We start from the raw sequence: 13,209 nt of genomic DNA, 5'->3' as shown, positions 1-13,209 counted from the left end.
GGGTAGTCATTCAACCACCATCTACCCTTTCGCGCGATGTGACGACGCCATGCGGGTGTGACGGAGTCCTATCGCTGACGGGATCCGATGTCACGGATTGCTCCCGGGCAACCTGGGCAGAATATCAGCACATCGCGCGAATCGGGCATTAGCGTCGCCTCACCGTAGAATCGACGGGACATGTCACCACGCGCTCTCACACCTCTTCAGCCTGCCGCGACGCCGCCTGCGCAGATCCGCAACTTCTGCATCATCGCCCACATCGATCACGGCAAGTCGACGCTCGCCGACCGCATGCTCCAGATCACCGGAGTGGTGTCCGATCGCGACATGCGCGCCCAGTACCTGGACCGCATGGACATCGAGCGAGAGCGTGGCATCACGATCAAGAGCCAGGCGGTGCGGATGCCCTGGCAGATCGAGGGCGAGACGTTCGCGCTGAACATGATCGACACCCCTGGACACGTGGACTTCACGTACGAGGTGTCCCGCTCGCTCGCGGCCTGCGAGGGGGCGATCCTCCTCGTCGACGCGGCCCAGGGCATCGAGGCGCAGACCCTGGCGAACCTCTACCTCGCGCTCGAGAACGACCTGCACATCATCCCGGTGCTCAACAAGATCGACCTCCCGGCCGCCGACCCCGAGAAATACGCGAAGGAACTGGCATCCCTCATCGGCGGAAAGCCGGAGGACGTCCTGCGTGTGTCGGGAAAGACGGGCGTCGGCGTCGAGGAGCTGCTCGACCGACTCGTGAAGGAGATCCCCGCTCCGGTCGGCGATGCGGATGCTCCGGCACGCGCGATGATCTTCGACTCGGTCTACGACGCCTACCGCGGTGTCGTCACCTATGTGCGCATGGTCGACGGGAGCCTGGCGCCGCGCGAGCGCATCCAGATGATGTCGACGGGCGCGAACCACGAGGCGCTCGAGGTCGGCGTCTCCAGTCCCGAGCCCGTTCCGTCCAAGGGGTTGGGGGTCGGCGAGGTCGGCTACCTCATCACCGGCGTGAAGGACGTGCGTCTGTCGAAGGTCGGCGACACCGTCACCACGGCGCGCAAGCCGTCGACCCAGCCGCTGCCGGGCTACACCGACCCGAAGCCCATGGTGTTCTCCGGCATCTATCCGATCGACGGCAGCGACTACGCCGACCTCCGCGAGGCGCTCGACAAGCTCAAGCTCTCCGATGCCTCCCTCGCCTACGAGCCCGAGACGTCCGTCGCCCTCGGCTTCGGCTTCCGGTGCGGCTTCCTCGGACTGCTCCACCTCGAGATCATCACCGAGCGCCTCGAGCGCGAGTTCGGGCTGGACCTCATCACCACCGCGCCCAGTGTGATCTACGAGGTGCTCACCTCCGACACCGGCGAGACCGTCACGGTCACGAACCCGAGCGAGTATCCGGACGGACGCATCGGCTCCGTCTCGGAGCCCATGGTGAAGGCGGCGATCCTGCTGCCGAAGGACTACGTCGGTACCGTCATGGAGCTGTGCCAGTCCCGTCGCGGGTCGCTGCTGGGCATGGAGTACTTCTCGGAGGAGCGCGTCGAGCTCCGCTACAACATGCCGCTCGGCGAGATCGTCTTCGACTTCTTCGACCAGCTGAAGTCGAAGACCCAGGGTTATGCCTCTCTCGACTACGAACCGTCCGGTCAGCAGGAGGCCGACCTCGTCAAGGTCGACATCCTCCTGCAGGGCGAGAAGGTCGACGCGTTCAGCTCCATCGTGCATCGCGACAAGGCATACGCCTACGGCACGATGATGGCCGAGCGACTGCGCAAGCTCATCCCGCGTCAGCAGTTCGAGGTCCCGATCCAGGCCGCGATCGGCGCCCGCATCATCGCCCGCGAGACGATCCGCGCGATCCGCAAGGACGTGCTCGCCAAGTGCTACGGCGGTGACATCACCCGAAAGCGCAAGCTCCTCGAGAAGCAGAAGGAGGGCAAGAAGCGCATGAAGATGGTCGGTCGCGTCGAAGTCCCCCAGGAGGCGTTCATAGCGGCGCTCTCCGGCGACGTCGAAGGCAAGGACAAGAAGTAGGGCACACCCCGGCGCGTGGGGGGTGATCACTCAGGCAACCCCAAGTAGGCTGGAACTCATGCGGCGCGGGACTTTCCGAGACGACACGGTGGACTATGCGGCCGTGGGTGCGACCCACGCGCCCGATCTGATGCAGTATCCGCCGGAGCGCAGCATTCCGGCCGAGGAATCCTGGCGGATCGGCAGCGGCGCCGAGCGTTTCCAGACGGCCGGCGAGGCGCTGCTCTCCTGGACCGCGCAGCGTGCGGCCGGTCTTTCGGTCGACGACCTCCGTCCCGCACCGGGACCTGCTTACGCCGGCGTGAGCTTCGACGCCGAGGGCAACCCCATCGCCCCCAGCAAGCGCGACGTCGAGCCTCGTTACGACGCCGAGGGCACGCCGTTCGTCGGCGCCGGGATGACCCTGCACCTCAAAGGTAGAATCGGCGGCATGCGCGCCGATTCCGAGCTCCGCGTGATCTCGGTCACCGAAGAGACGCGGCGCATCGGCTTCGTGCTCGGCACCGTCGGCGGCTCGGTCGTCAGCGGTGAGGAGTCCTTCGACGTCGAATGGCGCGAGGACAACGACGAGGTGTGGTTCACGGTGCGCGCCTTCGACGCGCCCAACTCCCTTCTCTATCGAACGGTCCCGGCGCTGGTGAAGCGTCGCCGACGTGAACTGTTCGCCCGCTACCTCCGTGCGATCTCCCCGCTCTACGCGACGCCCGTCTGATGCCGAGAAACCACTGATGGCGGGCCCGCTCCCGCTGGGCGATCCTGCGCCCTCCGACGGCAGACTGCCCGACGACCTGCCGATCGACCCGGCGGTGCCGTTCTCCGCCTACCTGCACGTGCCGTTCTGTCGTGTCCGCTGCGGATACTGCGACTTCAACACCTACACGTCGAGCGAACTCCGGGGCGCGAAGCAGGAGGACTACGCCACCACGCTGATCGGCGAGATCGAGATCGCCCGGCGGGTGCTCGGCGAGGCCGGGGCGCTGCGTCCGATGGACACCGTGTTCTTCGGCGGAGGGACGCCGACCCTGCTCCCGGCCGGTGACCTGGCACGGATGCTGGACGCCGCGGCATCCGCCTTCGGCCTGGTCGACGGCGCTGAGGTGACCGTGGAGGCCAACCCCGACACGGTGACGCCCGCGGTGGCGCGCACTCTCGCCGCATCCGGCGTCACGCGGCTCTCGATCGGCATGCAGTCCGCGGTGCCGCACGTGCTGGCCACGCTCGACCGCACGCACGACCCGGAGAACGTGCGCACAGCCGTCGCCGCGGCGAAGGACGCGGGTCTCGCGGTGAGCGTCGACCTCATCTACGGCGCACCCGGGGAGTCGCTCACGGACTGGGAGACATCGCTCGATGCGGCGCTCGACCTCGAGTCCGACCACATCTCGGCGTATGCGCTGATCATCGAGGACGGCACGAAGCTCGCCCGCCAGATCCGGCGCGGCGAGGTGCCGACGCCCGACGACGACGTCCAGGCCGACATGTACGAGCTCGCGGATGCGCGGCTGGCCGCCGCCGGATTCGAGTGGTACGAGGTGAGCAACTGGTCGCGAGCTGCCTCCAGCCGGAGCGCGGAGGTTAACAGGTCTCGGCACAACCTCGCGTACTGGCGCGGGAACGACTGGTGGGGCTTCGGTCCGGGAGCGCACAGCCACGTCGCGGGGCTCCGGTGGTGGAACGTCAAGCACCCTGCCGCCTACGCGCAGCGGCTCGCGGCATCCGAGTCTCCCGCCGCCGGGACGGAGCGACCCGACGAGCAGTCCCGGCTGCTGGAGCGCATCCTGCTGCTCAGCCGCATCCGCGAGGGCATCGCGCTCGATGAGGTTCCCTCGGCGAACCGCACCCGGGTGGCCGGTCTCATCGCCGACGGCCTGGTCGATCCGGTCGCCGCGGTCAAGGGGCGCATCCAGCTGACGCTGCGCGGACGGCTGCTGGCCGACGCGGTCGTGCGTGAACTGACCGACTGACGTGAGCCGCGCACCCGGTCAGGCGGGAAGAAGGTCCAGTCCGGTGGTGCGTCGCTGCGGCACGGTCTCGCTCGTCGTGTCGAAGAGGCGCGTGCGGCGCTCGGGGCCGTACGCCGGCCACCCAGGGTCGCCGGTCTTGACGAACGCGATCCAGGCTGCGTGCATCTCCGCGGCGAGCGCCTGCGGCGCGTCCGTCCCGGCGAGGCGCTGCGTCTCGGGATCGTCGAGGCTGTCGAAGACGAATCCCAGTTCGAGGGCATGCGCGGCTCGGAGGTCGCGCACGGGACTCGGCCAGGCGAACTCGTACACGTACGTCGGCGCGGTCCGTGCGCGGGCGACGCGGGTCAGGGGTGCCCGCAGAAGCACGTCGGTCGCGAGCTGACCGAACACCTCGCCGGTCGAGGCTGTCGGGAACTCCGCGCGGTACGACCGGACGGCCGCCCGGGGGATCCGCAACGCCAGCCGGGCGGCGAGCAGCTTCACCTCGCTGATCGCGTCGAGGGCCGCAGGCGGGAACCACAGCCGGTATTCGTCGGTGTTGCTGCCGATGAGCAAGGGGGTGTCGATGTCGGGCAGCACCTCGTGCGGTGAGCGCGGCAGGCTCTCCGCGTCGATCGCGAACTGGAACCCCGGCGCGCCGCCGAGCGGGGAGGACCCCGCCGCATGCTGTCGTCGGGCCTCGAGCAGCGCCTCGGGCGACACGGCGGCGAACGCATCGCGCTCGGGTCGGATGCCGAGCCGTTTCGCGAGCTGCACCGACACGCGGCCCGCCTTGCGCGGCGGCTGCGCCTCGAGTGGTCCGGATTCGATGATCGCGCGCGCGATGAGCGCACGGGAACGGTCCTGCGCCAGCAGGCCGGCGACGATCGCTCCACCGGCCGATTCGCCCATCACCGTGATCTGGCCGGCATCTCCGCCGAAAGCCGCGATCTCGCGATGGACCCAGGCGAGAGCTGCGGCAGCATCCTGCAGCCCCAGATTGCGCGGCGCACCGTCGAGCACCGAGAACCCCTCCGACCCCAGGCGGTAGTTGATGGAGACGAAGACGATTCCGGCACGCGCGAAGGCTGTGCCGTCATAGAGGGGGAGAGCTGCGGTTCCGCGCTCGAGCGCCCCGCCGTGGATCCAGAGCAGCACGGGAGCGGCGACGGCGTCTTCCGGCGCCCAGACGTTGGCTGTGAGGATGTCGTCGCCCTCGATGCGGACGGAGCCGAGCAGTTCGCCGATCGCGCCGGGGTAGGGCAGCTGCGGCGCCGTGGGACCGAAAGCCGTCGCCTCGCGCACGCCTTCCCACCCCGTCGCCGGTCGCGGTGCGCGGAAGCGGTCGGGACCGAACGGAGCTGCGGCATAGGGCAGCCCGAGGAAGCGGCGGATGCCGTCGTCGAGTGTTCCGCGGACGGAGCCGGCGGACAGGGTCGCGAGCGGCGGCGTCGTCATGAGCGCCATCCTAGAGGGGGCGTCTTCGGGGTTTACCCGGCTGCGCGGGGTAGGATTGGCACTCGGAACATCAGAGTGCCAACGAGCGTCCGAGTGTCAGCGGAAGGGGAAGGCGATGGTCTCAGAGCGAGGACTCCAGGTTCTCCGCGCGATCGTGCAGGACTACGTCGAGACCCACGAGCCGGTCGGCAGCCGATCCATCGTCGACCGGTACTCCTTCGGCGTCTCGGCGGCGACCATCCGCAACGACATGGCGCTGCTCGAGGACGAAGAGCTGATCACCGCCCCGCACACCTCCTCCGGACGTGTTCCGACCGACAAGGGCTATCGCGTCTTCGTCGATCACCTCGCGCAGCTGCGGCCGCTCAGCGTCGCCCAGCGCACGGCCATCGAGTCGTTCCTGACGGGTCCCACCGATCTCGACGATCTGATGGTCCGCACCGTCCGCGTGCTCACGCAGCTCACGGGTCAGGTCGCTCTCGCCCAGTACCCGTCGTTCGCCCGTGCGCACATCACCCACCTCGAGCTCGTGGCGCTCGCCCCGAACCGCATGCTGATCGTGCTCGTCACCGACGCGGGCGGCGTGTCGCAGCGGCTGACGCCGCTGCCGGTCGATGTGGACGAAGCGGACACCGCTCTGCTCCGCGCACGCCTGTCGGCTCTCATCACCGGCCAGGCGGTGAGCGATGCGGCAGAGCGTCTGCAGAACCTGGTCGCCGGCGACGAGCAGCCGAAGGATCTGGCGTTGCGCACGATCGCCGCGGTCGTGGTCGAAGAGCTGGGGGAGTTCCGTCAGGAGCGACTCGTGATGGCCGGGGCCGCGACGCTCGCCCGGCGCGAGCAGGACTTCCGCGGCAGCATCCACCCGATCCTCGAGGCGATCGAGGAGCAGGTGACCCTGCTGCGGCTGATGGGCGAGATGGTGACCGATGAGCACGGGCTCGGCGCGAGCATCGGCACCGAGAACGAGCCGTTCGGTCTCGGTGAGGCCTCGATCGTCGCCAGCAACTACGCCGCTCCCAGCGGCACGGCGCGAGTCGGCGTGATGGGGCCGACCCGTATGGACTATCCGAGCAATCTCGCGGCAGCGCGGGCGGTCGCCCGCTACCTGTCGCGGATGCTCGACGAAGACGAGGCCGGTCGCTGAGGCGACGGCCACGAGAGACACACGCAGAAAGGCGATTGTGGCGGACCACTATGAGGTTCTCGGGGTGTCCCGAGACGCTTCCACCGATGAGATCAAGAAGGCGTACCGACGCCTGGCGCGGCAGCTGCACCCGGATGTGAACCCGGGCGATGAGGCCGCCGAGAAGTTCAAGCTCGTCACGCACGCGTACGACGTGCTCAGCGACGACGACTCCCGCCGCCGCTACGACATGGGCGGCGGAGACGGAGCCGCAGGCAATTTCCAGGGCTTCGGCGGCTTCGGCGACATCTTCGAGACCTTCTTCGGTGCCGCGCAGGGCGGCGGCCGCGGCGGACGCCCGCGGTCGCGTCGCGAACGGGGCCAGGACGCCCTCGTCCGCGTGACGCTCGACCTCGGCGATGTCGTCTTCGGCGCGCATCGCGACATCGAGGTCGACACCGCCGTGCTCTGCGAGACCTGTCAGGGGTCGTGCTGCCAGGAGGGCACCTCGCCCGTGACCTGCGACATCTGCGGCGGCTCGGGGCACGTGCAGCGCCAGGTGCGCAGCCTGCTCGGCAATGTCGTCACGTCTCAGCCCTGCGGCACCTGCGAGGGCTACGGCACCACGATCCCGTTCCCGTGCGGAACATGCGGCGGCCAGGGTCGTGTGCGCTCGCGTCGCACCGTGTCGCTCGACATCCCGGCGGGCGTGGAGACGGGTCTCCGGCTGCAGCTGCCGGGTTCCGGCGAGGTCGGCAAGGCGGGTGGTCCCAACGGCGACCTGTACGTCGAGGTGACCGTCAACGCCCACCAGGCGTTCAGCCGTGAGGGCGACGATCTGCTCGCGACCCTCGAGGTCTCGATGACCGACGCGATCCTCGGCACGGAGACCTCCATCCAGGGGCTCGACGGCGAGGTCGACCTGGAGATCCGCCCCGGCGTGCAGTCCGGCGATGTGCTGACGATCAAGGGCCGAGGCATCACACCGCTGCGCGGTTCGCAGCGCGGCGACCTGCGGGTCGGCGTGCAGGTCGTGACGCCCACCAAGCTCGACTCCGCGCAGCGCGCGCTGATCGAGGACTTCGCGAAGAAGGCGAAGGCTCCGGGTCCGCAGCTCGCGCAGTTCCAGCAGGGGCTCTTCTCCAAGCTCCGCGACCGGTTCCGCACGCACTGATCGTGGCGCTGCACTTCCTCGTCGAGTCGTCGACGGATGCCCGGGTCGGAGACATCGTGTCGCTGACCGGCGCCGAGGCGAAGCATGCCGCCGTGGTGCGTCGCCTCCGTGTCGGCGAGGCGGTCACGGTCGGCGACGGTGCGGGCGTCCAGCTCTCCGGCGTCGCGGCGTCGGTGTCGCCCGCGCTCGTCGATGTGCGCATCGAGGAGCGGACTGAGCATCCTGCGCCGACACCGCGGATCGCGCTCGTGCAGGCGCTGGCGAAAGGCGACCGCGACGAGCTCGCCGTGCAGGCCGCGTGCGAACTCGGCGTCGACGAGATCGTTCCCTGGCAGGCGAGCCGCAGCGTGTCCCGCTGGGAGGGGACGAAGGCCGTGAAGGGGCGCGAGCGCTGGGCGACCATCGTGCGAGAGGCCGCCAAGCAGGCGCACCGCGCGTGGGTCCCTGAGGTGGCTGTACCGGTGTCGACGGCGCAGCTCGCGGCACGGGCGAGCGCTGAGAGGGTACTGCTGCTCGACCCCACGGCATCCGTCCGGCTCTCGGAGATCGCATCGGATGGACGCGACCTGGTGCTCGTCGTCGGCCCGGAAGGCGGGATCTCCGACGAGGAGCTCGGTCGGCTGACGGATGCCGGCGCGGAACGCGTGCTCCTCGGCGACACGGTGCTCCGCACCTCGACCGCCGGTCCCGCCGCGATAGCCGTGCTGTCGGTCGCCCTCGGACGCTGGTGACTCCGCGGCCCACCGGCCCGGCGACTCGCCGATCAGTAGACTTGACCCCATGACGGAACCCTCGATCTTCACGCGCATTCTCGACGGGGAGATCCCTGCAGAGATCCTCGGTGAGACGGAGCGGGTCTTCGCGCTGCGCGACATCGCGCCTCAGGCGCCGGTGCATCTGCTCGTCGTGCCGAAGTCGGCGGAGTACCGGAACGTCGCCGAGCTCGCAGCAGGCGACCCGTCGCTGCTCGCCGAGATGGTGGCGTTCGCGAAGGAGCTCGCCGCCGAGTACACGGAGGACGGCGACTACCGTCTCGTGTTCAATTCCGGCGAGAACGCCGGACAGACGATATTCCACGTCCACGCGCATGTGCTGGGCGGCGGACTGACGGAGAAGAGTGTCGGTGCCTGACAACCACGAACCACAGGAGCGGAGCCTCGGCGGTCAGCCGCCGGAGTCGGTCGAGAAGATCTACGCCGACGGTGTCGCGATGGTGCAGCTTCTCGGTCCGCAGGACCGCCTGCTGCGCATGCTCGAGCGGGAGCACCGGGATGTGCAGGTGCTCGTCCGCGGCAATGAGATCACTCTCAGCGGCAACCGCGAGGCTGTCGGCGGCGCGAAGGCCCTCGTCGACGAGCTGATGGCCATGACCAAGGCCGGCCACGACCTGGCTCCGAGCGATGTGTCGAACTCCGCGCGGATGCTGCGTCAGGAGGGCGGCCCGCGTCCGAGCGAGGTGCTCGGCGAAGCCATCCTCTCCACGCGCGGCAAGGTCATCCGTCCGAAGACCCTGGGACAGAAGGAGTATGTCGACGCGATCGAGGAGAACACGATCGTCTTCGGCATCGGACCCGCCGGAACGGGCAAGACCTACCTCGCGATGGCGAAGGCCGTGCAGGCGCTGCAGCGCAAAGAGGTCACCCGCATCATCCTCACGCGTCCGGCTGTCGAGGCGGGGGAGCGGCTGGGGTTCCTCCCCGGCACGCTCACCGACAAGATCGACCCGTACCTGCGGCCCCTCTACGACGCCCTCAACGAGATGATGGACCCCGAGATCGTGCCGCGGCTGATGGCGACGGGCACGATCGAGGTCGCTCCGCTCGCCTACATGCGCGGTCGCACGCTGAACGACTCGTTCGTCGTGCTCGACGAGGCGCAGAACACGACGCCCGAACAGATGAAGATGTTCCTGACGCGTCTCGGCTTCGGCACGCGGATGGTCGTCACCGGCGACATCACGCAGGTCGACTTGCCCCAGGGCGCCTCGGGACTCCGGCTCGTCACGCGGGTGCTCGACGGCATCGAGGACATCCACTTCTCGCGTCTCACGAGCGCCGACGTCGTGCGCCATTCGCTGGTCGGCCGCATCGTCGACGCGTACAGCGAGTACGACGAGAAGCGCACCGCTCAGCGCTTCGAGCGCGAGCAGGCGGCGGAGTTCGCGAACCGCGCCGATCGCCGCGGAGCGCAGCGACCGGGACCCCGCGACCGGATGCCGAAACGAGGCCTCTCCTGATGAAACGAGCACAGGCATGATCGAGATCAACAACGAGTCGGCCATCGATGTCGACGAGACCGTGCTGCAGCGGCTGACGGACTTCAACCTCGCGCAGCTCCACGTCAGCCCCGACGCCGAGGTGGCGATCGTTCTGGTCGACGAGGGCGCCATGGAGGCGCTCCACGTGCAGTGGATGGACGAGCCCGGGCCGACCGATGTGCTCAGCTTCCCGATGGACGAACTGCGGCCCGGTACCGAGGACCGCCCGACGGCTCCCGGACTGCTCGGTGACATCGTGCTCTGCCCGCAGGTCGCCGAGGCGCAGGCGCAGGCCGCGGGTCACATGCTGATGGACGAGCTCATCCTGCTCACCACGCACGGTCTGCTGCACCTGCTCGGATTCGATCACGCCGAGCCCGACGAGGAGCGTGAGATGTTCGGTCTGCAGAAGGAGCTCATCCAGGGCTTCGCCGCGGCCGAACGCCGCCGATGACGGCGACTCTCCTGCTCGTCGCCGCTGTGCTGCTGGTGGCGTTCGGCGGTCTGATGTCCGCCATCGATGCCGCGTACGGCGTCGCCTCGCGCGCCAACCTCGCCGACATGGCGACAGAAGGACGCCGGGCGAAGGCCCTGGGTCGCATCGCCGCCGATCTCGACGCGCACGTCAACGCGGTCGCCTTCATCCGTGTGCTGGCCGAGGTCACGGCGGCGGTGCTCGTGACGGTCGCCTTCACGATCCTCATCGAGAACAACTGGTGGGCGATGCTGGCGGCCGCGCTCCTGATGACGGCGATCACCTTCGTGCTCGTCGGGGCGAGCCCGCGGTCGTTCGGGCGTCAGCACGCGGAGGGCATGATCCGCGCCACGGCTTCGATCGTCCGAGGACTGCGCATCTTCCTCGGTCCGCTCGCTCAGGCCCTGGTCGTCCTCGGCAACCGCGTCACGCCCGGCACGGGCCGCAGCTCGTTCACGAGTGAGGACCAGCTGCTGAGCATGGTCGACGAAGCCGCGTCCAACGACCTCATCGAAGAGGACGATCGGGATCTCATCCACTCGGTGTTCGACTTCACCGATCAGTTCGTCCGCGCGGTGATGGTGCCCCGCACCGAGATGGTCACGGTCGACGCGACCGCGACCACCGACGAGGCCATGTCGCTCTTCCTCCACCGCGGCGTCTCGCGCATGCCGGTCGTGGACGACGACGCCGACGATGTGGTGGGCGTGCTCTATCTCAAGGACCTGGTGCAGTTCGCCTACCGCGACGACAGTGCGTGGCGTGCGGCATCCATCCGTCCGATCGCCCGCCCGGCCACCTTCGTGCCCGAGTCGATGCGTGCCGAGACGCTGCTCCAGCAGATGAAGCGCGACGCCGTGCACGTGTGCCTGGTCATCGACGAGCACGGAGGCATCTCCGGGCTCGTCACACTCGAGGATCTGATCGAGGAGCTCGTCGGCGAGATCGCCGACGAGTACGATCAGGTGTCCGCCGAGGTCGTCGATCTCGGCGATGGCCGGTACCGCGTGAGCGCCCGGCTCTCGCTCGAGGACGTCGGCGATCTCTTCGGCCTCGAACTCGAGGATGAGGACGTCGACTCGATCGGCGGCCTGCTCGGCAAGGCGCTGGGACAGGTGCCGCAGCCCGGAGCAACGGCGACCGTCGAGGGCCTCGTGCTCACCGGCGGCGCATCTCGAGGCCGCGGTCGCGGAATCGCCACGGTCTTCGTGGAACGCACGGCAACGGAGCCCGACGCTTCGCAGGACGAGGGAGAACGACACGATGACTGAGCACACCCGGAGCGGCTTCGTGACTTTCGTGGGCCGGCCGAACGTCGGCAAGTCCACCCTCACGAACGCCCTCGTCGGCGAGAAGATCGCCATCACGAGCGAGAAGCCGCAGACCACTCGCCGCGCCATCCGCGGCATCGTGAACCGCCCCGAGGGGCAGCTCGTCATCGTGGACACCCCCGGCATCCACAAGCCGCGCACGCTGCTCGGCGAGCGGCTCAACGACCTCGTCGACCAGGTGCTCGGCGACGTCGACGTCATCGGCTTCTGCGTGCCCGCTACCGAGAAGGTCGGACCCGGCGACCGCCGGATCGCGGCGTCGCTCGACGGCTACGCCCGCGCGAAGAAGATCGCGATCGTCACGAAGACGGATGCCGCGGGGCGCGACGACATCACCGAGCGGCTGCTCGAGGTCGATGCTCTCCGCGAGGACTGGGCCGCAGTGATCCCGCTGTCGGCTCTGACGCGCGACCAGCTCGACGTGCTGGCCGACGAGGTCCTGAGCCTCATGCCGAAGGGCCCGGCTCTGTATCCGGAGGGCATCACCACCGACGAGTCGCAGGAGGATCGCATCGCCGAGATGATCCGCGAGGCAGCCCTCGACGGCGTCCGTGACGAGCTCCCGCACTCGATCGCCGTCGTGATCGACGACATCGCACCGCGGGAGGGGACCGACCTGACCGACGTGCACGCCTCCATCGTCGTCGAGCGGGACAGCCAGAAGGCGATCATCATCGGGCATAAGGGAAAGCGGCTGAGCGACGTCGGCGCGCGTGCGCGCGTCGGTATCGAGAAGCTCATCGGCACCCGGGTGTACCTGGGCCTGCACGTGAAGGTCGCGAAGGAATGGCAGCGCGACCCGAAGCAGCTCGGCCGGCTCGGATTCTGACATGCGCTCGGGGAACACGTCGTCGGCGGCGGGCAGACCGCCGACCCGACAGGCATGAACGCGCGCAGCCTCGACCCGAACGCGGTGCGCAACGAGGTCTTCACCCGCGTCTTCGATGAGCACTGGGCATCGGTCAGGCATCACATCGAGTGCGTCGTCGATGACGATGCCGAGGTCACCGAGATCGTCTCGGAGGTCTTCCTCCTCGCCTGGTCGCGACTCAAACCCGCGCGGCCGATGGGGCGGGTCTGGCTTCTGCGTGCGGCCGAGCGTCGTCTGCGCGCGCGATCAGGGCGTCGGCTGACGCTGCACACCGCGCTCGATGCCGTACACGCCGGAGTCACGGGCGACTCCACTCCTCCGGGCCGAGTCGAGCGGGCGGAGGTCGTGCGGGCTTTGGGTGTCCTCAGCGCCAGGGAACGGCGTATCATCATGCTGACGTACTGGGATGGACTCGCGGTGGGGGAGATCGCGGAGTTGTCGCGCGCTTCTGAGTCCCGGGTGCGGAAGATGCTTCATCGTGCGCAGGATCGTCTGCGCACCGAGCTCGGCCTGGAGGGGGTGACGTCCGGTGATCGATGA

At 68.9% G+C, this 13,209-nt stretch carries 13 protein-coding genes; 12 read left to right on the top strand and 1 reads right to left on the bottom strand.

Annotation, left to right across the window (positions count from 1 at the left end; translation table 11 throughout):
• The first annotated feature begins 180 nt into the window (after nucleotides 1–180).
• The 3 genes from lepA to hemW are packed head-to-tail and all read left to right on the top strand — an operon-like array spanning nucleotide 181 to nucleotide 3,998.
• Nucleotides 181–2,034, top strand: a complete 1,854-nt coding sequence (lepA, locus tag DW306_RS15125; protein ID WP_136056415.1) for a translation elongation factor 4 — start codon at nucleotides 181–183, stop codon at nucleotides 2,032–2,034.
• A 58-nt stretch (nucleotides 2,035–2,092) separates the two neighbouring features.
• Nucleotides 2,093–2,746, top strand: coding sequence for a DUF1990 family protein (locus DW306_RS15120; protein WP_136056414.1), 654 nt, complete (start codon nucleotides 2,093–2,095; stop codon nucleotides 2,744–2,746).
• A gap of 16 nt (nucleotides 2,747–2,762) precedes the next feature.
• Nucleotides 2,763–3,998, top strand: coding sequence for a radical SAM family heme chaperone HemW (gene hemW, locus DW306_RS15115; protein WP_136056413.1), 1,236 nt, complete (start codon nucleotides 2,763–2,765; stop codon nucleotides 3,996–3,998).
• Between the two features lie 18 nt (nucleotides 3,999–4,016).
• Here the strand turns inward: hemW and DW306_RS15110 are convergent, their stop codons facing one another.
• Nucleotides 4,017–5,435, bottom strand: coding sequence for a carboxylesterase family protein (locus DW306_RS15110; protein WP_136056412.1), 1,419 nt, complete (start codon nucleotides 5,433–5,435; stop codon nucleotides 4,017–4,019).
• A 115-nt stretch (nucleotides 5,436–5,550) separates the two neighbouring features.
• Between DW306_RS15110 and hrcA the strand changes: the two genes are divergently transcribed.
• The 9 genes from hrcA to DW306_RS15065 all read left to right on the top strand — a co-directional run bounded on the left by hrcA (nucleotide 5,551) and on the right by DW306_RS15065 (nucleotide 13,209).
• Complete coding sequence (gene hrcA / locus DW306_RS15105; protein ID WP_136056411.1) at nucleotides 5,551–6,582, top strand: heat-inducible transcriptional repressor HrcA; 1,032 nt, start codon at nucleotides 5,551–5,553, stop codon at nucleotides 6,580–6,582.
• A gap of 37 nt (nucleotides 6,583–6,619) precedes the next feature.
• The gene (gene dnaJ / locus DW306_RS15100; protein WP_136056410.1) at nucleotides 6,620–7,735 is read left to right on the top strand and encodes a molecular chaperone DnaJ; all 1,116 of its coding nucleotides are present in this window, start codon (nucleotides 6,620–6,622) and stop codon (nucleotides 7,733–7,735) included.
• Between the two features lie 2 nt (nucleotides 7,736–7,737).
• The gene (locus tag DW306_RS15095; RefSeq protein WP_136056409.1) at nucleotides 7,738–8,466 is read left to right on the top strand and encodes a 16S rRNA (uracil(1498)-N(3))-methyltransferase; all 729 of its coding nucleotides are present in this window, start codon (nucleotides 7,738–7,740) and stop codon (nucleotides 8,464–8,466) included.
• A gap of 49 nt (nucleotides 8,467–8,515) precedes the next feature.
• Complete coding sequence (locus DW306_RS15090) at nucleotides 8,516–8,866, top strand: histidine triad nucleotide-binding protein (protein WP_136056408.1); 351 nt, start codon at nucleotides 8,516–8,518, stop codon at nucleotides 8,864–8,866.
• A gap of 79 nt (nucleotides 8,867–8,945) precedes the next feature.
• Nucleotides 8,946–9,971 (top strand): PhoH family protein, encoded by a 1,026-nt coding sequence (locus tag DW306_RS15085; protein WP_240747226.1) that lies wholly within the window; start codon nucleotides 8,946–8,948, stop codon nucleotides 9,969–9,971.
• A 16-nt stretch (nucleotides 9,972–9,987) separates the two neighbouring features.
• A complete protein-coding gene (ybeY, locus tag DW306_RS15080; RefSeq protein WP_136056406.1) occupies nucleotides 9,988–10,446 on the top strand; it encodes an rRNA maturation RNase YbeY in 459 nt (152 codons plus the stop codon).
• Complete coding sequence (locus tag DW306_RS15075) at nucleotides 10,443–11,738, top strand: hemolysin family protein (protein ID WP_136056405.1); 1,296 nt, start codon at nucleotides 10,443–10,445, stop codon at nucleotides 11,736–11,738. Before ybeY ends, DW306_RS15075 begins: the two co-directional genes overlap by 4 nt.
• Entirely contained in the window at nucleotides 11,731–12,627 is an 897-nt protein-coding gene (gene era, locus DW306_RS15070) for a GTPase Era (protein WP_136056404.1), read from the top strand. The genes DW306_RS15075 and era overlap by 8 nt, the downstream gene beginning before the upstream one ends.
• A gap of 54 nt (nucleotides 12,628–12,681) precedes the next feature.
• Nucleotides 12,682–13,209 (top strand): sigma-70 family RNA polymerase sigma factor, encoded by a 528-nt coding sequence (locus DW306_RS15065; RefSeq protein WP_136056403.1) that lies wholly within the window; start codon nucleotides 12,682–12,684, stop codon nucleotides 13,207–13,209.

The sequence above is a fragment of the Microbacterium sp. K24 genome (assembly GCF_004794465.1).
GTDB lineage: Bacteria > Actinomycetota > Actinomycetes > Actinomycetales > Microbacteriaceae > Microbacterium.
This window is presented reverse-complemented; position numbering and strand designations above follow the sequence as displayed.

Excerpts from the sequence above, each read along its gene's own strand:
- DW306_RS15075 (WP_136056405.1), top strand. The coding sequence starts at position 10,443 with ATGACGGCGACTCTCCTGCTCGTCGCCGCTGTGCTGCTGGTGGCGTTC.
- era (WP_136056404.1), top strand. The coding sequence starts at position 11,731 with ATGACTGAGCACACCCGGAGCGGCTTCGTGACTTTCGTGGGCCGGCCG.
- ybeY (WP_136056406.1), top strand. The coding sequence starts at position 9,988 with ATGATCGAGATCAACAACGAGTCGGCCATCGATGTCGACGAGACCGTG.
- hemW (WP_136056413.1), top strand. The coding sequence starts at position 2,763 with ATGGCGGGCCCGCTCCCGCTGGGCGATCCTGCGCCCTCCGACGGCAGA.
- DW306_RS15110 (WP_136056412.1), bottom strand. The coding sequence starts at position 5,435 with ATGACGACGCCGCCGCTCGCGACCCTGTCCGCCGGCTCCGTCCGCGGA.
- DW306_RS15120 (WP_136056414.1), top strand. The coding sequence starts at position 2,093 with ATGCGGCGCGGGACTTTCCGAGACGACACGGTGGACTATGCGGCCGTG.
- DW306_RS15065 (WP_136056403.1), top strand. The coding sequence starts at position 12,682 with ATGAACGCGCGCAGCCTCGACCCGAACGCGGTGCGCAACGAGGTCTTC.
- hrcA (WP_136056411.1), top strand. The coding sequence starts at position 5,551 with ATGGTCTCAGAGCGAGGACTCCAGGTTCTCCGCGCGATCGTGCAGGAC.
- lepA (WP_136056415.1), top strand. The coding sequence starts at position 181 with ATGTCACCACGCGCTCTCACACCTCTTCAGCCTGCCGCGACGCCGCCT.
- DW306_RS15085 (WP_240747226.1), top strand. The coding sequence starts at position 8,946 with ATGGTGCAGCTTCTCGGTCCGCAGGACCGCCTGCTGCGCATGCTCGAG.
- DW306_RS15090 (WP_136056408.1), top strand. The coding sequence starts at position 8,516 with ATGACGGAACCCTCGATCTTCACGCGCATTCTCGACGGGGAGATCCCT.